Annotated in this window: 20 protein-coding genes; 10 read left to right on the forward strand and 10 right to left on the reverse strand. The window is 41.4% G+C overall.

Going from position 1 to position 21659, the window contains the following annotated elements; all coding sequences use genetic code 11:
• Nucleotides 1-9: 9 nt before the first annotated feature.
• On the reverse strand, nt 10-1515 hold the full coding sequence (glpK, locus tag CWB78_RS11155; protein WP_138595600.1) for a glycerol kinase GlpK: 1506 nt from the start codon (nt 1513-1515) through the stop codon (nt 10-12).
• Between the two features lie 163 nt (nt 1516-1678).
• Nucleotides 1679-1921 carry an HP1242/YdcH family protein gene (locus CWB78_RS11160; RefSeq protein WP_054202764.1) on the reverse strand — a complete coding sequence of 81 codons (243 nt, stop codon included), beginning with the start codon at nt 1919-1921 and terminating at the stop codon, nt 1679-1681.
• A gap of 249 nt (nt 1922-2170) precedes the next feature.
• Here CWB78_RS11160 and CWB78_RS11165 point away from each other — a divergent pair, with 249 nt between their 5' ends.
• The 8 genes from CWB78_RS11165 to speD all read left to right on the forward strand — a co-directional run bounded on the left by CWB78_RS11165 (nt 2171) and on the right by speD (nt 10005).
• On the forward strand, nt 2171-2752 hold the full coding sequence (locus CWB78_RS11165) for an anthranilate synthase component II (protein ID WP_010392074.1): 582 nt from the start codon (nt 2171-2173) through the stop codon (nt 2750-2752).
• 47 nt (nt 2753-2799) lie between these two features.
• Nucleotides 2800-3960 (forward strand): HDOD domain-containing protein, encoded by a 1161-nt coding sequence (locus tag CWB78_RS11170; RefSeq protein ID WP_138595602.1) that lies wholly within the window; start codon nt 2800-2802, stop codon nt 3958-3960.
• Nucleotides 3961-4330: 370 nt separating this feature from the next.
• On the forward strand, nt 4331-5536 hold the full coding sequence (locus CWB78_RS11175; RefSeq protein WP_008108435.1) for an aspartate aminotransferase family protein: 1206 nt from the start codon (nt 4331-4333) through the stop codon (nt 5534-5536).
• 84 nt (nt 5537-5620) lie between these two features.
• Nucleotides 5621-6637, forward strand: coding sequence for an arginine N-succinyltransferase (gene astA, locus CWB78_RS11180; protein ID WP_055012478.1), 1017 nt, complete (start codon nt 5621-5623; stop codon nt 6635-6637).
• 15 nt (nt 6638-6652) lie between these two features.
• Nucleotides 6653-8122 (forward strand): succinylglutamate-semialdehyde dehydrogenase, encoded by a 1470-nt coding sequence (gene astD / locus CWB78_RS11185; RefSeq protein ID WP_138595604.1) that lies wholly within the window; start codon nt 6653-6655, stop codon nt 8120-8122.
• Nucleotides 8123-8250: 128 nt separating this feature from the next.
• On the forward strand, nt 8251-8589 hold the full coding sequence (locus CWB78_RS11190) for a DUF3802 family protein (RefSeq protein WP_010392083.1): 339 nt from the start codon (nt 8251-8253) through the stop codon (nt 8587-8589).
• A 102-nt stretch (nt 8590-8691) separates the two neighbouring features.
• Nucleotides 8692-9105 (forward strand): OsmC family protein, encoded by a 414-nt coding sequence (locus CWB78_RS11195; RefSeq protein ID WP_138595606.1) that lies wholly within the window; start codon nt 8692-8694, stop codon nt 9103-9105.
• 87 nt (nt 9106-9192) lie between these two features.
• Nucleotides 9193-10005, forward strand: a complete 813-nt coding sequence (speD, locus tag CWB78_RS11200; protein ID WP_010392088.1) for an adenosylmethionine decarboxylase — start codon at nt 9193-9195, stop codon at nt 10003-10005.
• Nucleotides 10006-10068: 63 nt separating this feature from the next.
• Here the strand turns inward: speD and CWB78_RS11205 are convergent, their stop codons facing one another.
• From CWB78_RS11205 to cysG, 8 genes are all read right to left on the reverse strand, one after another.
• Nucleotides 10069-11406 carry a M24 family metallopeptidase gene (locus CWB78_RS11205; RefSeq protein ID WP_138595608.1) on the reverse strand — a complete coding sequence of 446 codons (1338 nt, stop codon included), beginning with the start codon at nt 11404-11406 and terminating at the stop codon, nt 10069-10071.
• A 130-nt stretch (nt 11407-11536) separates the two neighbouring features.
• On the reverse strand, nt 11537-12808 hold the full coding sequence (locus CWB78_RS11210) for an aromatic amino acid transport family protein (RefSeq protein ID WP_055012480.1): 1272 nt from the start codon (nt 12806-12808) through the stop codon (nt 11537-11539).
• Nucleotides 12809-13158: 350 nt separating this feature from the next.
• A complete protein-coding gene (gene cysQ, locus CWB78_RS11215) occupies nt 13159-13929 on the reverse strand; it encodes a 3'(2'),5'-bisphosphate nucleotidase CysQ (RefSeq protein ID WP_138595610.1) in 771 nt (256 codons plus the stop codon).
• A gap of 9 nt (nt 13930-13938) precedes the next feature.
• Nucleotides 13939-14532, reverse strand: a complete 594-nt coding sequence (cysC, locus tag CWB78_RS11220; protein ID WP_055012483.1) for an adenylyl-sulfate kinase — start codon at nt 14530-14532, stop codon at nt 13939-13941.
• 33 nt (nt 14533-14565) lie between these two features.
• Complete coding sequence (locus CWB78_RS11225; RefSeq protein WP_138595612.1) at nt 14566-16290, reverse strand: SLC13 family permease; 1725 nt, start codon at nt 16288-16290, stop codon at nt 14566-14568.
• A 33-nt stretch (nt 16291-16323) separates the two neighbouring features.
• Nucleotides 16324-17748, reverse strand: coding sequence for a sulfate adenylyltransferase subunit CysN (gene cysN, locus CWB78_RS11230; protein ID WP_138595614.1), 1425 nt, complete (start codon nt 17746-17748; stop codon nt 16324-16326).
• Nucleotides 17748-18647: a sulfate adenylyltransferase subunit CysD gene (gene cysD / locus CWB78_RS11235; RefSeq protein WP_008108450.1), complete on the reverse strand. Its 900-nt coding sequence runs from the start codon at nt 18645-18647 to the stop codon at nt 17748-17750. Before cysD ends, cysN begins: the two co-directional genes overlap by 1 nt.
• Before the next feature lie 43 nt (nt 18648-18690).
• Nucleotides 18691-20112 (reverse strand): siroheme synthase CysG, encoded by a 1422-nt coding sequence (gene cysG / locus CWB78_RS11240; RefSeq protein WP_010392107.1) that lies wholly within the window; start codon nt 20110-20112, stop codon nt 18691-18693.
• 265 nt (nt 20113-20377) lie between these two features.
• Between cysG and deoC the strand changes: the two genes are divergently transcribed.
• Together deoC and CWB78_RS11250 are read left to right on the forward strand one after the other, a co-directional pair.
• Nucleotides 20378-21130, forward strand: a complete 753-nt coding sequence (gene deoC, locus CWB78_RS11245; protein WP_138595616.1) for a deoxyribose-phosphate aldolase — start codon at nt 20378-20380, stop codon at nt 21128-21130.
• Nucleotides 21114-21614 (forward strand): hypothetical protein, encoded by a 501-nt coding sequence (locus tag CWB78_RS11250; protein ID WP_138595618.1) that lies wholly within the window; start codon nt 21114-21116, stop codon nt 21612-21614. Before deoC ends, CWB78_RS11250 begins: the two co-directional genes overlap by 17 nt.
• Nucleotides 21615-21659 lie beyond the last annotated feature (45 nt).

A 21659-nucleotide genomic window follows, 5' to 3' on the forward strand; every position in this document is an offset into this window, starting at 1 on the left:
TCCCAGTGTTTAGTCTCTCTCGTCGTCAGTGCTATTAGAAAGTCTAACTTGTGCAATGCAATGTAGCCACTTTGCGTATAAATCGTTGCGCTCTTCACTGCTCATGGTTGGTTCAAAGCGACGATCGCTTTTCCACATGTTGGCAAGCTGCGCAGTAGATTCATATACCCCAGTTTGCAGGCCTGCTAAGTAGGCAACCCCCAATGAAGTGGTTTCGGTCAAGGTTGGGCGTTCAACGCTTGCGCCTAAAATGTTAGCTAAAAATGCCATGGCCCAATTATTGTTTGCCATGCCGCCATCAACCCTTAAAATACTAGGGCGAAGTCCGTCACCCTCCATGGCTTTTTGTAAATCTTTGGTTTGATAACCCACCGACTGTAAGGCAGCTGCCACAATAGTACTAATGCCTGAATCTCGGGTTAGGCCTAAAATAGCGCCTCTTGCATTTGCATCCCAATAGGGCGCTCCTAAGCCAGTAAACGAGGGCACTAAAAACACCCCATGATCTAAGGGAACACCTTTGACAAGGGCTTCACTTTCACCTGCGTTTTCTAATAACTTTAGGCCTTCTACTATCCACTGCATGGTGGCACCGGCCATAAAAATGCTGCCTTCAATCGCATAGGTGGGTTTGCCGTTGAGCCGATATGCAAGAGTGGTTAATAAACGATTATTTGATTTTAGTGCTTTATCACCAGTGTTAAGCATTAAAAAGCAGCCCGTGCCGTAGGTGCTTTTTGCCATACCTTCTTCAAAACATGCTTGACCAATTAAAGCCGCTTGCTGATCACCTGCAATACCACAAATAGGAATTTCACTACCGAACAACTCGCCGCTTGTTATCCCAAAATCAGCCGCTGAGTCCATTACCTCAGGCAACATAGCCAGTGGGATATCAAATAAAGCCAGTAATTCTTCATCCCAGCATTGCTGATGAATATTAAACAGTAAAGTTCGTGAGGCATTAGTGGCATCGGTTTTGTGCACTTTACCGTCGGTTAATTGCCACAATAAGTAGGTATCTACCGTGCCAAATGCTAGTTCACCTGCATGTGCTTGCTCTTTAGCGCCAGTGACGTTATCTAAAATCCAACGAACTTTGGTTGCAGAAAAATAAGGGTCGAGTACTAAACCGGTTTTATCATTCACCATTTTTGTATGCCCAGCATGACGTAAACTATCGCAATATTCACTAGTGCGTCGGTCTTGCCATACAATCGCGTTATAAATAGGTTGCCCAGTTTTTTTATTCCACACTAAAGTGGTTTCTCGCTGATTAGCAATGCCGATGGCAATTATGTCGGCGGCAGTTACTTGTTGTTGCGCTAAGAGGTTTTTGACGCTGGTTAATACAGTTTGCCAAATATCTACAGGGTCGTGTTCAACCCAACCATTTTTTACAAAATGCTGAGGGAAGGTTTGTTGAGCACTCCCTATCACCTGTGCATCTTTGCTATATAAAATAGCCCGAGAGCTTGTCGTTCCTTGATCAATCGAGAGTAAGTATTTAGCCATAAAAAATAATGTTGTTTAATTTAGATAAAGATAGCTTGTCTTTAAGCTAAACGAATAGCAATGCTTTTGCACCATAATGGTTAAAATTATAGATTAGCAGAGGAGAGGGAAATGATAATTAAATTTTGGCGCCTATTATTTAATAGACGCCAAGCAATAGTGATTAATTAGTACTCGTTAATTGTTGATGTAACCAATCTTTTAATACCATTCTGTCGTGCTTTAGCTGCTGCATAGCTTCGTCATCGATAGGTGAGTCTTGTAGTTCAAGTACCCGAATTTCTTTATCGATTTCATTATATTGTTTTGCTTTAGTAGCAAAGTTTTCATCATTTGCATTGAGTTTTGCAATTGTTTGCGTGTAATCAGGAAAGTCTTTAGTTAATGAATGGTCTTCGCCTAACATAGGTTACTCCTTGTTTATACGTATTTAATGCGCTGTTGGATAATGCAGGTCACTTTACTGATAGACAGTTTGTAACTACTGAATTACTCATATAATAGAGCTTGGGCTGATTTAAAATAAATCAACCATTGCTGATTGTAAGCGAGCTATTTGTATTAGCTGAGCTGCAAAACACTGACACCTGCAAAGCCTTCAGTTAGAATATGCATGCAATAACCATCCGCCTAATTACTTTGAGTACTTTAATACATGCTTTTAATGATCGATAACTACGACTCGTTTACCTACAATTTGGTACAGTATTTTCAACGATTAGATCAAGAAGTGGTGGTAAAACGTAACGACCAAATAACGCTGAGCGAAATTAAACAGTTAAACCCCGATCATATTGTGATTTCTCCAGGCCCTAAAAGCCCAAGTGAAGCGGGAGTATCGTTATCTGTTGTAGAGCAATTTAAAGGAACTTATCCTATATTAGGTATTTGTTTGGGGCACCAAACTATTGCTCAGGTGCTAGGTGGTAAGGTGGTGCGCGCTAAACAGGTTATGCATGGAAAAACATCGCCAATTTATCACCAGCATCAAGGTATGTTTAAAGGTTTACCCAACCCGCTGACAGTGTGCCGCTACCATTCTTTAATTGTTGAAGCACACTCATTGCCTAAAGAACTAGAAGTAACAGCATGGACACAAAGCAACACTGGGCTGCGTGATGAAATTATGGGATTGTTGCATAATGAGCTTGCACTTGAAGGCGTGCAGTTTCACCCTGAAGCAATTTTGACCGAGCAAGGCTTAGCCTTACTTGATAACTTTTTAACGCGCTTCTAGGCTTATACCTGTAAGCTATTTTCCTTTTTTGCCTTAAGATAGAGTTTATGACCGATACATTGCAGCAACAGCGAATTGTTAACGTGCTACACCAACGAGCGCATGACTTGCTACTGGGTCATAGTTTTGCTAATCAGCAAATAGGCTTTATTCATACCTTAGACCTCAATGACGGTAAACCCGTTAAAAAGCGTACCTTATTAGAAGTTGAAGTGGCCGCTCAGCAAAAGCGTCAACAAAAAAGTACTTCACATCAAAAGTTACAGGCAAAAACCAGTCAAAAATTACATACGGTTATTGAAACCGTTATGGCCAAACGTCTTGAAGACATAGATTTAGTCATCAAAGACACTGTTGGTATAGATGATAATGTGCCCGCGATACTTGATATTCTTGCAACACGCGCGGCATCGGTCGGTCGTTTAGAGCCGCTAATTAACGATTTAAACTGGCTTGGACGAGAGCTGGTTACCTTAGTTAATTTACCTTTTTATCGTAAGCAACGCAGTAAAGGCACCTCAGTCAAAGTAGATACCCCAGCATTGGCATTACGTTATTTAGGCTTAGACAACCTGCAACTGGTAGTGCCTACTTTTGCAGTGCGCCATTGGATGCCAAACAGTACCGCACCATTTCCGCTATTAAAGCGCAGGTTAAAAGACAATACTATGTCATGTGCTATTGCGGCACAAACTCTAGCGCAGCTTAATGGGTTAAATCCCATGCATGCATTTACCTTAGGCATGTTATTAAATGTGGGGCAAATTGCCTTAGTGCGCTTATACTTAAAAGTGTTTGAGCAAGTATGGCAACGCAAAATACAGCGTGCTCGTGAAGAAGGTGACAAAAACCTACACACTGCGTTGTTGGAGTTAAAACCTGACCCGCTATTTTTAACGATATTGCTGAATGAAAAATCACTGCTTGTTAGCGCCAAGGTGATTGAAACCATGTCATTTAAATACTTACCCTTTAACACTGTTATGCAGCAGTTAGTGAATGGGACAGAAAAAGGTGATAGCTTATTGCCATTATCGCAAGTAATTTTAAAAGCTCGCTGCTACTCTCAGTACTTAAATTTAAAAGAGCACCAGCTTATTGAAGACGATGAATTACAAAGCTGGTTTAGCTATTATAAGTTTACAAAAAAAGAGTTAGAGACCTTACAAATAGCTAATTTTACTAATTTGGCACTTCAAATCGATTAAATCTGTTAATTTTTTTGCGACTATTCATTCACTTTAATTCTACTTATTCATGTGCAGTTGGTTTATAAGCGCTATGCTTTTTTCGTTGTAGAGGCGCTGACTAAGGTAAATGCACATCATTATTAGCTCTCAAATAGTTATTCACTATCTATGAAATAATATCTTAAGCCCTTTATTTTAAAGGGGTACATGAAAGTTTTTGAAGAGACATAACCCTAAATTTCTGAAATAATGAGCGCCTGAAAATTGAACCACAACGTAGTTTCAGGCAAATACATAGCTATTATTTTTTGCCGACACATTTGGTTATTAACAATAATCACACCCCTATTCTACTGCTTTGTGATGCACACAATTAAGAGGAAATAAAATGACAGTCAATCGCGAATTATTTGATCACGTAATGGTTCCTAACTACGCACCTTCAAGCGTAATTCCAGTTCGAGGCGAAGGTTCTCGTGTATGGGATCAACAAGGACGAGAGTTTATCGACTTTGCTGGTGGTATTGCCGTTAACTGTCTTGGCCACTGCCATCCTGCATTAGTGGGTGCATTAAAAGAGCAGGGCGAAAAAATTTGGCATTTATCAAATGTAATGACCAATGAGCCAGCGCTTCGCTTAGCTAAAAAAATGGTTGATGCGACTTTTGCAGAAAAAGTTTACTTTGCAAACTCAGGCGCAGAAGCAAACGAAGCGGCACTTAAATTAGCGCGTCGTTTTGCGCTTGATAAATTTGGTGCAGAAAAGTCACAAATTATCGCCTTTAATAAAGGTTTCCATGGTCGTACCTTCTTCACGGTTACTGTAGGCGGTCAAGCGGCTTACTCTGACGGTTTTGGTCCTAAGCCAGGCGACATTGTTCATTGTGACTACAATGACCTTGCCGCATTTGAAGCGTTGATTAGCGATAACACCTGTGCGGTAATGATGGAGCCAATTCAAGGTGAAGGCGGTATTATCTCGCCAACTGACGAATTTGCTCAAGGCGTTCGTGATTTATGTACTAAGCACAATGCATTGCTAATTTTTGATGAAGTGCAATCAGGTGTTGGTCGTACGGGTGAGCTATACGCATACCAAGGCTTAAACGTAGTACCTGACATTTTAACTTCAGCAAAAGCACTTGGTGGCGGTTTTCCAATTGGCGCTATGCTAACAACCACTGAGATTGCACAGCATCTTAAAGTAGGTACTCATGGTTCTACTTACGGCGGTAACCCACTAGCCTGTGCAGTTGCAGAAGCCGCATTTGATACAGTGAACAATCCAGAAGTATTAGCGGGCGTTAAAGCAAAAGCGGCGTTATTTACCGAGCTACTTAATGCGATTAACGAAAAGTACCATGTATTTAGTGAAATTCGTGGCCAAGGTTTATTAATCGGTGCCGTAGTTAATGAGCAGTACAAAGGGCGCGCTAAAGAGTTTTTAGTTGCAGGTACTGAGCATGGCTTAATGTCACTTGTAGCGGGTGCTGATGTGGTTCGTTTCACTCCATCTTTAGTAATACCAGAAGCTGATATTCGCGAAGGTATGGCACGCTTTGAAAAAGCAGTAGCCCACGTTGTAAATGCGTAATCGCTAATTCAACTTCTCTAAGGGCAAACATTGTTTGCCCTGCAGTTCCTATTTACCGTTATATATAAGGGAGTAAGCGGATTCATGATGATCCTTCGCCCAATCCAAAAAAGTGATTATGCAGCTTTAGTAACCATTGCCGACGAGTCGGGACATGGCTTTACTTCTTTACCTAATAATGAAGAGTTATTACAAAAGAAGATTGCACATTCAGTTAACTCATTTACAAAAACCACGTCACAACCTGGTGATGAAGGGTACTTATTTGTTCTTGAAGATACTGAAACTGGTGAAGTAGTTGGTACTTCAGGTATTGAAGCGGCAGTTGGCTTAGATGACGCATTTTATCACTATCATTTGAGTAAAGTGATTCACTCTTCGCGCACGCTAGATGTATATAAAGCGGTAGATATTCTCACCCTTTGTAATGACTACACTGGGGCTACAGAGCTGTGTACGCTGTTTTTAAAAGACGGTTATCGTAAAAATTGTAACGGTAAGCTGCTTTCAAAAGCACGCTTTATGTTTATAAAACAGCACCAGCAACGCTTTGCACAAACCGTTATCGCAGAAATGCGTGGCGTATCTGACGAAAACGGCAGTAGCCCGTTTTGGCAGTGGCTTGAAGAGCACTTTTTCTCAATGGATTTTCCAACCGCAGATTATCTGACGGGAATTGGCCAAAAAGTGTTTATTGCTGAGTTAATGCCTAAATACCCAATTTACGTCAACTTATTGAGTAAAGAAGCGCAAGCGGTTATTGGTCAAGTACACGATAATACGCGCCCAGCTATTCAGTTATTAAAAAGTGAAGGCTTTACTTTTAATGGTTACGTCGACATTTTTGATGCAGGCCCAACCGTTGAAGCAAAAGTAGATAACATTGCTACTGTACGTAATGCACAAAACTTTAGTGTTGAAATTGGCGAAATGACAGGTGATACCATGGTATTGCTCGCCAATGATAAGCTTGAAGACTTTAGAGCAACCGTTGTTCCTATGGCATTTGATTCACGTTCAAACAGCCTTGTGCTTACGCAAGAACTTGCTGATGCATTACATTTAAAATCGGGCGACTTTGTTACTGCTACCCCAGTTTAATTTAGGAGAAAGTATATGACTCATCCTGCACAATTTATTAATGGTCAATGGTCGCAAGGCCAAGGCACAGAATTTAACTCAGTTAATCCTGCAAATAACGACGTTATTTGGCAGGCATCAGCTGCAAGCGCAGAGCAAGTAGATAGCGCTGTAGCATCAGCACGTGAAGCATTTTACAGCTGGGCTGATAAAAGCTTTAGCGAGCGTTTAGAGATTGTAAAAACCTTTGCTGCAACATTAAAAGAGCACAGCGAAGAGCTAGCGGTTGCTATTGCACAAGAAACAGGTAAACCACTTTGGGAAACACGTACTGAAGCGGGCGCCATGGTAGGTAAAATTGCCATTGCTGAAAAAGCATTTTTAGACCGTACTGGTGATGTTGAAAACGCTATGCCGCAAGGCCGTGCGATGATCCGTCATAAGCCACATGGTGTTGTTGCTGTATTTGGCCCTTACAACTTCCCTGGGCATTTACCAAATGGCCACATTGTACCTGCACTTTTAGCCGGTAATACTGTGGTATTTAAGCCATCTGAACTTACACCTATGGTGGCTGAGCTAACCCTTAAACTATGGGAAAAAGCCGGTTTACCTGCTGGGGTAATTAACCTAGTTCAAGGTGAAGTAGAAACAGGTAAAGCATTGGCGTCACACAAAGGCATTGATGGTTTATTCTTTACTGGGTCTTCACGTACGGGTCATATTTTACATGAACAGTTCGCAGGCCAACCAGGTAAAATTTTAGCGCTTGAAATGGGTGGTAATAATCCGCTAATCGTTAAAGATGCAGAAGATACTCTTGCTGTAGTGCACGATATTGTGCAATCTGCGTTTATCTCAAGCGGCCAACGTTGTACCTGTGCGCGTAAATTGTTTTTACCAACAGGCGCTAAAGGCGATGAAATTTTAGCGCGCTTAATTACAGCGACTAAAGCAATTAAAGTTGGTAACTACGACGACGCTGACCAACCATTTATGGGTTCAATGATCTCATCGGCCGCTGCCGCTGGTATGGTTAAAGCACAAGACGAGTTAAAAGCCATGGGTGGTGACGTGTTAGTTGAGCTTGAGCACACAGCAAATACAGGTTTTGTTACACCGGGTATTATTGAGTGTACAAATATTAATGACTTCCCAGATGAAGAGCATTTTGGTCCACTTTTAAAAGTATTCCGCTTTGACGATTTTGACCAAGCGATTGATAAAGCAAACGACACTAGCTTTGGTTTATCAGCAGGTTTACTAAGTGATAACCAAGCTGATTACGATCATTTCTTACGTCGTATTCGTGCGGGTATTGTTAACTGGAACCGCCCAATTACAGGCGCCTCAAGTGCTGCACCGTTTGGTGGTATTGGTGCCTCAGGCAATCACAGAGCAAGCGCTTATTACGCTGCCGATTACTGTGCATACCCTGTTGCTTCTGTGGAACTTGAAAAAGTAACCATGCCGGCAACATTAAGCCCAGGCTTAAAAATAGATTAAGTTAATAATACTTAATTAGTATAAAAGCAGCTTCGGCTGCTTTTTTTGTATTGCAATCCCACAAAGCTAGCAATTATTAGTGCTTTCTGCTTAAATTAAGCAATCAGTATTTTTGAGGTAAATAAACGATGGTTTTAAACAGGCAAGGGTACGATGACTTAATAATGTACCTAACTCAGAACTTAGCGTTGTTTGAAAAACCAGGCGAAATAAAGCCAGGTGCGCCAACCGTTATTGAGTTAATTGAAGATGTAATTGCCGAAAATGTCATACGCATTTGTCAACAACACCCAGACCTTTCTACAGAGCAGCGCAGTCAAATTGTGCGCGAGGTTGATGGCATTGTTTACGATTTACAAGAAGTGCTGAGTAGTGTGACCTCTCACACTGTTACAGTAGAACAGCATGCTTTTATTGATGAATTTGCTGGGCTAGTTAAAAACTTATTTGATAACGCTATTAATTAATTGTTCCCCCTTTAAAAACCACGCTTTATTCGCTATTTAATTTTAAATGCGCGTGAGAGCCTGCGTGTAATGAATACAAAATTAAACTAATGAGATAAAACAATGCAAGCAAATGTAAAATGGGTTGAAGGTAATACCTATATAGGCCGCTCTAATAGTAATCATAATGTGGTATTTGATGCGGGTAGCGACGGAGCAGCACCAAGCCCAATGGAAATGGTGCTTATGTCTGTCGGTGGCTGTTCATCGGTTGATGTGGTAAGTATTTTAAAAAAAACCAAGCAAGACTTCTCATCCGTTGATGTGCAATTAACTGCTGAACGAGCAGAAACAGCCCCGCGCGTGTTCACTAAAATTAATTTACACTTTGTTGTAACTGGTAAGAATGTGTCTGAAAAACACCTAGAGCGAGCGGTTTCGCTTTCTGCCGAAAAGTATTGCTCAGTTGCATTAATGCTTGATAAAACAGTAGAAATTACCCACAGCCATGAAGTTGTTGAAGAACAGGAAAAATAACGCTTTTTCCGTGAGTGAAATTCGTATAAAATCCGCGAACTTTTCATTCTGCAGGTGCAGATTTCACTAATTTATAGGTTGGTTTATATGAACAAACCCTTCGATAAACTTAAACTTCATGGCTTTAATAATTTAACTAAAAGCCTAAGCTTTAGTATTTACGATATTTGCTATGCAAAAACAGAGCAACAACGTAAAGAATATATAGAATATATCGATGAGCAGTATAGTGCAGATAGACTAACCGACATTTTAGGCGATGTGGTCGATATTATTGGTGCCAATATTTTAAATGTTGCACGTCAAGATTATGAGCCACAAGGTGCCAGTGTAACTATTTTAGTTTCAGAAGAGCCTGTAGAAGAGCAGCAAAACTACGATGCTGACGAAGCACCAGGGCCATTACCTGACTCAGTGGTTGCACACCTTGATAAAAGCCATATTTGTGTTCACACATACCCTGAAGCACACCCAGATGATGGTATTTGTACTTTCCGTGCGGATATTGAAGTATCAACCTGTGGCATTATCTCACCGCTTAAAGCGTTAAACTTCTTAATTCATAGCCTTGAGTCTGATGTGGTAACGATTGATTATCGTGTACGTGGTTTTACCCGTGATGTAAACGGCGTTAAGCATTACATTGACCATGCAATTAATTCGATTCAAAACTTCATGACAGAAGATACCAAAGAAGCGTACCAAATGATGGACGTGAACGTGTATCAAGAAAACTTGTTCCATACCAAAATGATGTTAAAAGAAACCGATTTAAACACCTATTTATTTGGTCTATCTACAGATGATTTGTCAGATGACGAAGAAGAAGAGATTCGCTCAAAGCTAACACGTGAAATGCAAGAAATATTCTATGGCCGTAACCTGCCAGATACAGAATAATAGCAATTAGATTAAATAAAAATGGCGCTCATTGAGCGCCATTTTTGTATGTGTTGTTTAATGCTACTTAACAAGTAATAACTGGGTTTGTCGGCCATTGAGGTACCACACACCGGTTTTATCAAACATAGCATCTTCTTCAAGCATTATTCTTATTTCTTTATTCCACGGTTTTATAAACACCGCATTGTTAAGTTCAATCGAGTACGCCGTGTTTAAATGCAACGGGTAATCGCCATCCCCCGGCACACCTTGCTGAGCATCCCACATACCTAGTGTTGTACCAGCTGCATGACCATGATAGCCGAGCGGGTGAGTATAAATGGTGGGCTTTAACCCCTGTGCAATGGCTTTTTCGCGGGCGGCTTTTAATACCTGATTACCTGTTTTCCCAGCTGTAAATTCAGCCGTAAAAATGTCTTGTAGCTTATTGCCCTTTTTTAACGCATCAACAAGGTAATCGGGGGCTTTTGTTTCGTCTGGTTTTAAAACATACGCGTGTTGTTGAGTGTCTGTATTTAAACGCAAATAATTAATACCAAAATCGATATGTAATAAGTCGCCTGCTTGAATAACATTATCGGCATAGCCGTTGGTAAAGCTGTCTTCGTGGTCGAACGATTTACTGTCGGCGCGTTGTATTGCAATACTAGGGTGAAACCACGTTTGCAGCTTAAGCTCCCTTACGCGCTCTCTAAACCACCATACTAAGTCGTCGCTGGTTGTTTTGCCCACCGTAATTACTTTATTTGAAAAGCCCTCAGCAATAATAGAGTGAGCAATAGCAACAATGTGTTTGTACATGTCCACTTCTTCTGGAATGCGTTGCTCTAACCATGCAACAGCCAGCGGCTCGGCTGAGGTTATTTTATTTTTATATGTCGCAGGTAAGTTGGTCATTAAAGTGGTGTAATCGCCAAGCACTAGCCCATCGGCATGTGCCCAATCTGTAGATGTGTTGAGAGCAATATTTCGCGGTTGGTATTGCTCAATAAGCGTATTGAGCGCTTGCCACTGATTAGGCTGTGCTTGCTTATCCCAGGCCTTTTTAAAAACACTCCCTATTTTGTAAGGCGCAATTGCAAAGGCGTCAACACCGCCTTGTTTGTTAACTGCAAATAATAAAATAGTGGTGCGCCTTGCCGAGAGCCATGTAGCAGGCAGCATGGTTTTTAATATCGGGTCTTCATTATATTCGCGGCTTATCATTAGCCACATATCTATACTGTGTTGCTGCATTAATGTGGGTAATAAAGTCTTAATACGTTTTTCGGTAATGCTATCGATAAACGCAGCCCTTTCTTTCATTGATAGAATAGTAGGGGGCTCAGCGGCTTTAATTAGTGGGCTTAGTAGTATGAGTATAAAAGTGAGTAAAAAAACGTATTTATTATTTTGCATGGCAGGCTTATTTTTTAGACGAATATATAAGCTAACATTGCACAAACAATAAGATAAACAAATCATTTGCGATAAACCGTAGACACAAAAAAGCCCAGCAAAATACTGAGCTTTTGTAATAAATACTTACTTAGCTAAGCATGCTGTACAGTAACGCACACACTGCTAATGAACCGACAGCCAGTACAAATAAGGTACTTAAACGATTACGGTACTTTTGTAAGCTAGGCACTTTGTAAACTGCAATCATTGGCATAATGAATAAAATCATCGCAATGATTGGGCCTGATAACTGATCCATCATATCTAGTATGCTTGGGTTTTTAACCGCGCAGAACCAAATAGCGAAAAACATCAGTACCGCACCCACTTTGTCAGCCACTTTAGGCCTCATGCTTGAGTGTTTAGTCACTAACCCAGTAAAGCTTTCGCGTGCCCCTAAAAAGTGACCTAAAAACGACGACATAATCGCAATAAAGGCAACCAAAGGTCCCAGCGTTGCAATGAATGAGTTTTCTGTAATATTAGCCAAGTAAGATAAAACAGAGACGTTTGCCGCTTTTGCTTCAGCCATTTGGTCACCGGTAAGCGATAACACGCATGAGAACACAAATAACAAAACAAAGGTAATCAATAATAAGCTAGTGCGCTTTAAAATCGCCTCTGACTTAGAGGTTGCTAGGTCACCATAGTGGCTGCGTTGTTTATTAACAAAGCTTGAAATAGCCGCTGCATGGCTAAATGAAAACACAATAATAGGAATCGATAACCAAAGTGTTTTACTAAAGCTACCTAGCCCAGGCATAGTTGTATCGGGCATTTGCCAGCTTGGGATTAAATACAGAGATAAAAAGAATAAAATACCTACTAGCGGGTACACTAAAATAGCAAAGGCGCGTAGCATTAAGCGTTCACCGCCCATCATTAAGCCAATCATAACAGCAACAAGTACACCTGAAAGCACAACGCGTGACGGCGACTCCATTCCTAATTGATTGACCATAAAGCTGTCTACCGTATTGGTTAAACCCACACCGTAAATAAGCAAAATAGGAAAAATTGATAAAAAGTATAATAAGGAGATCAGTCGACCCGCGTTTACGCCAAAGTGTTCTTCTACTACATCGGTAAAATCAGCCTCTTTATTTTTTGATGATAATACAAAACGCGCCAAACCACGGTGCGCTAAAAAGGTCATTGGAAAGGCTAAACACGCCATAATAATCAGCGGCCAAAAACCACCAATACCAATATTAATCGGTAAAAATAAAATACCAGCACCTACTGCGGTGCCAAAAAGACTAAGTGTCCACTGCGTATCATGCAGGTTCCATTTTGATTTAGACGTGTGTGCGTCTTGTGCTGGTGCATTTGAAAGCGTTGCACCTTGAGATGTTGTCATGTGTGTATATCCATTATTTATCATAATAATTGCGCCGAAGAATATAGTTTTTAACCACACATTTCATGTGTTTTTATGTCTTGGATATAAATTTGTTGTAGCGTATTAGTTACTGACTGTCACGAATATGAAACAGTGTTTAAAAGCTGCGCAATTAGTGCAGGAATATGCCACGAAATGCGTGAATAATGTTCACTTTTTTGAGTTAAGAGTGTGGGGAATATATTTATATGTATTTGTTAAAGTGCTAAGTGCTTGTTGGGTTTCGTTCCACTCAACCCAACCTACGGTGTTTAAATTGCCATTGAGCTGCTCGCGACTCTAAGCCCGTAGCTCGCAACTCTTAGCTTTTATTCTTCTATCACACTCACCACAAAATATGGATTCAAGTACTCATCTTTGGTGTTATAAATAAGCGGGCTGCCGTCGAGTTTAGTGACTTTTGCACCGGCGATTTCAGCAATCGCATGGCCTGCTCCGGTATCCCATTCACAGGTTGGGCCCAAGCGGGGGTAAATATCAGCACTGCCTTCGGCGACTAAACACAGTTTCAGTGAACTGCCTTTTGACACCATTTCAACCTCATCAAAGCGTTTTACAAATTCAGCTAAATCAGGGGAGGGGTGCGAGCGACTGCCGACTACACGAATAAGCCCTTTGTTAGGCTTAGTGGTGACTTTAAGCTCGATGCGCTCATCGCCTTTGTCTTTAAAAGCACCAATGGCTTCGGCGGCTATGTACGATACACCTAGCGCAGGGGCATCAACCACAGCTAAAACTGGTTTGCCATTTTCGATTAGGGCAATATTAACGGTAAATTCACCGTTCTTTTTAATAAATTCTTTGGTGCCATCAATTGGGTCAACCAGCCAATAGCTGTTCCATGTTTGGCGTACGTCCCAACCAATGTCGGCACTTTCTTCACTCAATACAGGAATATCGGGAGTGAGCTTTTTGAGCCCTGCACTAATGATTTTATGAGCTGCTAAGTCGGCGTCGGTTACGGGGCTTTCATCAGCTTTGTATTCAACGTTGAAGTCTTTGTTGTAAATACCCATAATCGCGCTTCCCGCTTCGCGAGCGAGAATAAGGGTTTCTTCTAGCAGTTCAGTTTGGTTCATTAGATGGGCCTATAGTATATGCTGATGTTTTAGATACGTTATCAGTTGAGCTACCGATTGGTCTAGGGTGTTTTTACTGGTATCTAAAATTATTTCAGGATTAACCGGCGGCTGGTAAGTTGAATCAATCCCGGTAAAGTGTTTAATTTCACCAGCGCGCGCCTTTTTATATAAGCCTTTTGGGTCGCGACTTTCACACACCTCAAGAGGGGTGTCGATGAATACCTCGATAAATTCACCCTCATCAACTAACTCCCGAACCATGTCGCGTTCAGCTTTAAAAGGAGATATAAACGCAGTAAGGACTAACAAACCAGCGTCAACCATTAGCTTGGCGGTTTCGCCTACGCGGCGGATATTTTCAACGCGGTCTGCATCACTAAAACCTAAATCTTTACATAAACCATGGCGTACATTGTCGCCATCAAGTAAATAGGTGTGTGCGCCTTGCTGATTGAGTGCTGCTTCTAGTGCATTCGCAACGGTGCTTTTACCTGAGCCAGAAAAACCAGTAAACCATAAAATAGCGCTCTTATGCTTTTTTTGTTCACTGCGCTGCATTTTAGTAGTGGCGTAATTATGCCAAACAATATTGTTATCCATTTGCTGTGTCTCTTTATGCTATAAGCGCGGGCATTAAAACGGAAATACCAGCGGGATCAAAGTCAGTACGGTAATTGAATAAATAATAGAAAGCGGTAGCCCCATCATTACATAGTCTTTAAGTCGGTAGTTACCCGCGCTATAAACCATTAGATTAGTTTGATAACCAAAAGGTGAAATAAAGCTGGCTGAAGCGCCAAATGCAACTGCCATAATAAACGGCAAAGGTTCTACGTTAAAGCCAATGGCTAGTGAGTAGGCAACCGGAAACGATAGCGCTGCAGCAGCATTATTAGTGATTAATTCGGTAAATAATACGGTCATTAAAAAGATAGCGATAAACGCGCCATAAGGGCCAAAGTCGCCCAGCACTACAAACATGGCGTCTGATATTTGCCCGGCAAGGCCGGTGCCTATCATCAGCTTAGCTAAACCTATAGCACTGCCCACGACAGCAAGTAACTCAATAGGAAAGCGGCGCTTTATTTCGCTTAGTTTGATAGTACCACACAGCATTAGGCCAATAAGTAACACTAACAAGCCTTTAACCAGCGGTACTGCACCTAAAATACTTAATCCCAGTACACCCGCAAAGCTTAACAATACAATATTTGATTGCTTTGCACTGAGGTGGGTTTGTAAATCAAGCCCTGAAATATACACAAACTCGCGTTTTAAGTTAGTTAAGTCATAAAAGCTTTTACCAGGGGCGAGAATGAGTGAATCACCCGCTTGTAATCGCACTTGCCCAAGCCCGCCTTGTAAACGGTCATGCCCACGGCGAATAGCAATAACGGCCGCATGAAATTGCTCTCTAAAGCGGGCTTCTTTTACCGTTTTGCCAATTAATTTAGACGACTGACTAACGACAACTTCAACGAGGTGTTCAATGTCTTTTTCGTGTTTGTCGTGCACCACTTTTAAGCCATCAAAGCGAGTAAGCAAAGGCACTGACTTTATGTCGCCCACAAACAGCAGTATGTCGTCTTGTTGAATAATATGTTGGGGGGTCACGGCGCAAATACGGTTGCCATCACGAATAATTTCAGCCAAAAATAAGTCTTTTAAATCGCGTAAACCATTTTCTTCTACAGTACGATTTATTAGTTTAGAACCAGTTTGCACTTTCCCTTCTAGATAAAAAGGCACCACCTCTTGGCTATTTTTACCATTGTCGGGCAGGTATTTTAGCATCACCAAAATAGTAATTAAGCCCACACTAAGTGCGCCCAAACCCACCAAGGTAAAATCAAAAAAGCCCAGTGGCGCCATGCCCGCATCTACTGCAAAGCCATTTACGATTAAGTTAGTAGAGGTGCCAATAAGCGTAATAGTACCCCCTAAAATCGCGGTGTACGACAGGGGTAACAATAGCTTTGAGGGAGAGTGATTTGGGTTATCCTTTATGGCGGTAATTAAAGAGGCAACCACCGCGGTATTATTAGTAAACGACGATAAAAAGGCGGTAGAAAGCCCTAATTTAGTTACTGACTTAACTAAACTACCACTGGATAACGATTTAGCTAAGCGTTGAATAAGTGTGGTTTTTTCTATCGCTATCGACACTAAAATTAATAACACTAAAGTAATTAATGATGAGTTAGTGTAATTAACCAGCATGCTTTCTAAGTCAATTAACCCGGTTAGGTAGCTGGTGCCTATGGCACTTACAAATAACCATGCAGGATTAATACGGGTGCCAAAAAGGCACCCGACTAAAAGCAACATAATGCCTGTTAAAATGAGCTGTTCTACCATGCTTTAAATGTTCCTAACAGGCGTTCATTAACGTTATAGCTTTGAAATATCAAGCGCTTGCCAATGCGGGAAGTGCTTGCGTACGAGGGCGTTAAATTCAACTTCAAAGTCGCTGTATTGTCCTGCGTTTTCTTCACTTTGCAGTACCTGTTCTATCATTCCTGCTGCAACCGTTAAGTTTGATAAGCGATCAATAAGAATAAACGAACCGGTTTCATGATTATGATGGTACTGGTCGGCTAAAATAGTCTCGGTCAGCTCCAGTGTCACAATTGCAATTTCGTTTAACTGCAATGAATCTGCACTGCCATGCTCTAGCGTGTTTACATCAATAGTGTGATCAATTTTTGTGACCGTGGCCGAGGTGTTTTTGCTGCCAAGTTTAAGGTTGTAGCTTTTACCAAGCACCAATGGCGACTCGTGCATCCACACAATTTTAGCCTGTAATTGGTTGGTTACTTGAGCTTGCGAATTTGCAGGCACAATAACGTCTCCTCGGCTAATATCTATTTCAGTATTAAGAGTAACCGTAATTGCTTGGCCAGCTTGTGCAGTATCTAGGTTGCCATCAAAAGTAACAATTTCTTTAATATGTGATGTTTTACCTGATGGCAGTACCTTTACTTCATCACCTACACGTAATTTACCCGATGTAAGCGTGCCTTGAAAACCACGGAAGTTTAGATTAGGGCGTACCACGTATTGCACCGGAAGACGCGCTTCAAAACCGGTGTCGATTTCAGCGGCTGGTGAATCTTCTAACAGCTCAAGCAACGGCTTGTCAGTGTAATAAGGAGTGTGCGCAGAGCGAGTTACTACATTATCGCCTTTAAGCGCCGACATAGGCACAAACTTAATGTTTGATACGTTAAGTTGCTTAGCAAATTTTAAATAATCGGCTTTAATTTTTTCATAAACGGTTTCGTCAAAATCAACAATATCCATTTTGTTAACCGCAACCACAAACTGTTTAATGCCTAATGAGTCACAAATAAAGCTATGGCGCTTAGTTTGTACCTGCACGCCATAACGTGCATCCACTAAAATAATGGCAACATCACTGGTTGATGCACCCGTTACCATGTTACGGGTGTACTGCTCATGCCCAGGGGTATCGGCTATAATAAACTTACGTTTAGCGGTTGAAAAGTAGCGGTACGCTACGTCAATTGTTATACCTTGCTCACGCTCAGCTTGTAGGCCATCTACTAACAGTGCTAAATCAAGATCTTCACCGGCGTTACCCACTTTTTCGTTATCTTTATGAAGCGCGGCTAGCTGATCTTCATAAATTTGGTGACTATCGTGCAGTAGGCGGCCAATTAAGGTTGATTTACCGTCATCCACACTGCCACAAGTCAGCATACGCAATAAGCTTTTATCTTGTTGACGTGCTAGGTAAGCGTCTATACCAATTTCTTTTACTTCATTAAATGTATCGTTATTTAGGTTAGACATTAGAAGTACCCCTCACGTTTTTTCTTCTCCATAGAGCCTGCTGAATCATGATCAATCACTCGACCTTCACGTTCAGATGAGGATGAAAGCAGCATTTCTTCAATAATTTCGGTTAGATTGCTGGCGGTAGATTCAACTGCACCTGTTAGTGGGTAACAGCCTAATGTTCTAAAGCGAACCGACTTCATTTGCGGTACTTCACCTTCATTAAGTGGCATGCGATCGTCATCAACCATAATTAAAGTACCATCGCGCTCTACTACAGGGCGCTCTTTAGCAAGGTAAAGTGGCACCATTTCGATGTTTTCTTGATATATGTATTGCCAAATATCTAGTTCAGTCCAGTTAGACAGTGGGAATACACGAATGCTTTCTCCTGGGTTCACTTGGCTGTTATAGGTATTCCAAAGCTCAGGACGTTGGTTTTTAGGATCCCAGCGATGGTGTTTATCACGAAATGAGTAAACACGCTCTTTAGCCCGTGATTTCTCTTCATCACGACGTGCGCCACCAAATGCGGCATCAAAACCGTACTTGTTGAGCGCTTGCTTTAATCCTTGGGTTTTCATGATATCGGTATGTTTACCCGAACCATGCGTGAATGGGCCTACACCCATTTCGATGCCTTCAGGGTTTTTGTGTACGATTAAATCAAAGCCATACTCTTTGGCTAAACGGTCGCGAAACTCAATCATTTCACGAAACTTCCAGTTGGTGTCTACGTGTAATAACGGAAACGGAATCTTCGCAGGGTAAAATGCTTTACGAGCTAGATGCAAAAGCACCGATGAGTCTTTACCGATTGAGTAAAGCATAACTGGGTTCTCAAACTCAGCGGCGACTTCGCGCATGATTTTGATACTTTCAGCTTCAAGTTGCTGAAGGTGAGTTAAAGCCATTGTTGGTCGTCCTACTAAAATGATTAAATTAAAATCTGTTAAATTACGCTACGTCTGTCAGTGGTTGAGCAAAGCTACTGATCTGCGCTTTTTCACCAAACCAGTGTAATTGGTCATGTAGTGAGGCCACTTCACCTATAATGAGTAACGCGGGCGAAATTATTTGATGCTGCTCAATGAGCTGCGCTAATTGGTCTAACTGTCCGGTAACTACGCGTTGATTTTTACGTGTGCCGTTTTCAATAATTGCCACTGGTGTTGTTGCTTCTCGCCCATGTTTTAATAGCTCGGCTTGAATATGCGGCGATTTAATCACCCCCATATAAATAGCCAGTGTTTGGTTTTTTTGTGCAAGCGACTGCCAATTAAGCTCTTGGCCTTCCTTTTTACAATGACCAGTAACAAATTGAATAGCTTGAGCATGATCACGATGCGTTAAAGGAATACCTGCATAGGCACTACAGCCTGCGGCCGCCGTTATACCTGGCACTATTTGGTAATTTACGTTATTGGCTGCCAGTACTTGTACTTCTTCGCCACCACGACCATAAATAAATGGGTCGCCGCCTTTAATACGACATACTTTTTTACCTTGTTGCGCTAAATCAACTAGCATCTGGTTAGTGTCTTCTTGGGCTACGCTATGATCGCCTAAGCGCTTACCCACACAAATTAAATCGGCATCGCGGCGTACTAATTCCATAATTTCGTCGGAAACTAAATAATCATATACCACCACGTCGGCTTGTTGCATTAGCTGCAATGCTTTTAGGGTGAGTAACTCTGGATCCCCAGGGCCTGCACCCACTACGTATACTTCACCTTCTGGCTCTACTTTGGCATCTAGCATTTTCTCTAGTTGTTGTTCAGCGCCATGGGTATTACCGGTTTGGACTTTACTCACTACCGATGAATCAAACACGCCTTCCCAAAACTGGCGACGATCGGCAAAGTGTTTAAAGCGCTGTTTTACTTTATGGCGAAAGCCACCAACTAAGTTGGCGAGTGGACCAATGTGTTGCGGGATAAGTGTTTCGAGCTTTTCACGTAAACGTCTTGCTAATACCGGTGCGGTACCTGCACTTGAAATCGCAATGGTAATTGGGTTGCGATCAACAATAGAGGGAAAAATAAACGTACATTTAGGTTGATCATCCACCACGTTCACAAACACATTACGTGCATTGGCGAGTTCAAAAACCGTATTATTAACTTCATCATTGTCGGTGGCGGCAATGATTAAAATTTTGCCATCAAGATGTGACTCTTCAAAATAGGCATCTATTAAAGTAACTTCATTGTTGTGCGCATGTTCTTTTAATTCATCACAAAACCACGGGGCAACTAAGGTTACTGCAGCACGCGCTTTTAAGAACGCGCGGCATTTTCGCAAGGCAACTTCTCCACCGCCAACCACCAATACTGGCTTGTTGTCGAGTTTGGTAAAGATAGGTAAATATTGCACAGAGTAACGCCCCTAAAAAGATAATAAAGTGTTTAATACACAGGCAGAATATAGCGGCTATTGATAAGTAAAAAATAATTAAATCTTAGTTGATATACTCAAAAGTTATATAAACTGTGTTTTTTAGGTCTAAATCTTATTTAGTAAGGGGTAGAGTGCTGTTTAGTATAAAAAACGCGCTTATAGTGTTTGGTTATGAGCTATAGCAAGGTTAAGCTATGATGCTTATATAGTTTTAAGGTTTTTAAAATTTCATGGGCATAAAATGACAAATAATACTCAAAACGCCATGCTAGTTGTTAGTTTAATGGATTTAACCAGTTTAAACACCGATGATAATCAAGCTAGTATTAATGCATTAGTAAACAGTATTGATCCTAAGTTAGGCATACCCGCTGCAGTTTGTGTATTTAGTGAATTTGTAGATGATGCAAAAATAGCGCTCGCTAATCGGTTATTGAGTCATGTAAAAGTGGCCACAGTAACCAACTTTCCCACAGGTGATGCGCCACTTAATGAAGTGCTTAATGAAACACTAATAGCCATAGAGCGCGGGGCCGATGAAGTTGACTTAGTGATTCCTTACAAAGCACTTATAAAAGGCGAAGCCGATACCGTGCTGGAATACGTGAGTGAAAGTAAAAAAGCATGTGGTAGTCGCGCTAAACTTAAAGTGATTATTGAAAGCGGTGAGCTAAAAACACCTGCACTTATTGCTCAAGCAACCGAGCTTGCTATTCAAGGGGGAGCTGATTTTGTAAAAACCAGCACCGGTAAAGTCGCGGTTAATGCCACGCTTGAAGCAACTGAAATTATGCTTAAGACCATCAAAAAGTCATCAAAACCAGTTGGCTTTAAGGCCGCAGGCGGTGTGAAAACGACAGGTGATGCCAATGCTTATTTGCAGCTAACAACTGAGATTATGGGGCATGAATATTTAGCACCAGAGACATTTAGGTTTGGCGCTTCCTCGCTGTTAAATGACGTTTATAAGGTATTGCATGAAGCGCAGCAGTGATGCCGAAAAACAACAGTTAGAGCACGATGCGGCTAAGTTGTTTTTGCGTTGCTATGAGCAGCAAACCGGCATTCATATGCGCCACATTTGGCATAATGAACCGAATAGACCCGATGTAAGTTGTTATCAAGAAAATGATCAACTCGATATAGAAGTAGCGCATTTATATGCCAGCGAAACCGAAGCAATGGCCGTGTTAGGTCGGCCATTATCGATACAAATGCAACGTGATTTAGCTGATATGGCACAACAACCCAGTGAAAACCGACTGCAATCAGCATTAGGACGATTGCTCAAACAAAAAGCGACTAAGCGTTATTACTCAAAACGTACCTGGTTGCTAATTCGTAACGCTAGCACTATTTGGCATAAGAGCGACTTTGAAGCGGTAATAAAAACAATAGCTTTTCCAAATACCCATCAATTTGAGCAAATATGGTTACTGTGTGATTTTTATCGCGGTGAGTTATTACGAGTAGATTAAAAGCGACTAGGGGATAGCCGCTTTTTTTGATTTAAATGAATTGTG

It is taken from the genome of Pseudoalteromonas sp. S1612, from assembly GCF_005887175.1.
Lineage (GTDB): Bacteria > Pseudomonadota > Gammaproteobacteria > Enterobacterales > Alteromonadaceae > Pseudoalteromonas > Pseudoalteromonas undina.

What these genes read in the sequence shown, in the direction of transcription:
- cysC (WP_055012483.1), bottom strand. Translation starts at nt 14,532, where the DNA reads ATGGATAACAATATTGTTTGGCATAATTACGCCACTACTAAAATGCAG.
- glpK (WP_138595600.1), bottom strand. Translation starts at nt 1,515, where the DNA reads ATGGCTAAATACTTACTCTCGATTGATCAAGGAACGACAAGCTCTCGG.
- CWB78_RS11225 (WP_138595612.1), bottom strand. Translation starts at nt 16,290, where the DNA reads ATGGTAGAACAGCTCATTTTAACAGGCATTATGTTGCTTTTAGTCGGG.
- CWB78_RS11210 (WP_055012480.1), bottom strand. Translation starts at nt 12,808, where the DNA reads ATGACAACATCTCAAGGTGCAACGCTTTCAAATGCACCAGCACAAGAC.
- CWB78_RS11170 (WP_138595602.1), top strand. Translation starts at nt 2,800, where the DNA reads ATGACCGATACATTGCAGCAACAGCGAATTGTTAACGTGCTACACCAA.
- CWB78_RS11195 (WP_138595606.1), top strand. Translation starts at nt 8,692, where the DNA reads ATGCAAGCAAATGTAAAATGGGTTGAAGGTAATACCTATATAGGCCGC.
- astD (WP_138595604.1), top strand. Translation starts at nt 6,653, where the DNA reads ATGACTCATCCTGCACAATTTATTAATGGTCAATGGTCGCAAGGCCAA.
- cysD (WP_008108450.1), bottom strand. Translation starts at nt 18,647, where the DNA reads ATGGCTTTAACTCACCTTCAGCAACTTGAAGCTGAAAGTATCAAAATC.
- CWB78_RS11190 (WP_010392083.1), top strand. Translation starts at nt 8,251, where the DNA reads ATGGTTTTAAACAGGCAAGGGTACGATGACTTAATAATGTACCTAACT.
- deoC (WP_138595616.1), top strand. Translation starts at nt 20,378, where the DNA reads ATGACAAATAATACTCAAAACGCCATGCTAGTTGTTAGTTTAATGGAT.
- CWB78_RS11160 (WP_054202764.1), bottom strand. Translation starts at nt 1,921, where the DNA reads ATGTTAGGCGAAGACCATTCATTAACTAAAGACTTTCCTGATTACACG.
- CWB78_RS11205 (WP_138595608.1), bottom strand. Translation starts at nt 11,406, where the DNA reads ATGCAAAATAATAAATACGTTTTTTTACTCACTTTTATACTCATACTA.
- cysQ (WP_138595610.1), bottom strand. Translation starts at nt 13,929, where the DNA reads ATGAACCAAACTGAACTGCTAGAAGAAACCCTTATTCTCGCTCGCGAA.
- CWB78_RS11250 (WP_138595618.1), top strand. Translation starts at nt 21,114, where the DNA reads ATGAAGCGCAGCAGTGATGCCGAAAAACAACAGTTAGAGCACGATGCG.
- astA (WP_055012478.1), top strand. Translation starts at nt 5,621, where the DNA reads ATGATGATCCTTCGCCCAATCCAAAAAAGTGATTATGCAGCTTTAGTA.
- speD (WP_010392088.1), top strand. Translation starts at nt 9,193, where the DNA reads ATGAACAAACCCTTCGATAAACTTAAACTTCATGGCTTTAATAATTTA.
- CWB78_RS11165 (WP_010392074.1), top strand. Translation starts at nt 2,171, where the DNA reads ATGCTTTTAATGATCGATAACTACGACTCGTTTACCTACAATTTGGTA.
- cysN (WP_138595614.1), bottom strand. Translation starts at nt 17,748, where the DNA reads ATGTCTAACCTAAATAACGATACATTTAATGAAGTAAAAGAAATTGGT.
- CWB78_RS11175 (WP_008108435.1), top strand. Translation starts at nt 4,331, where the DNA reads ATGACAGTCAATCGCGAATTATTTGATCACGTAATGGTTCCTAACTAC.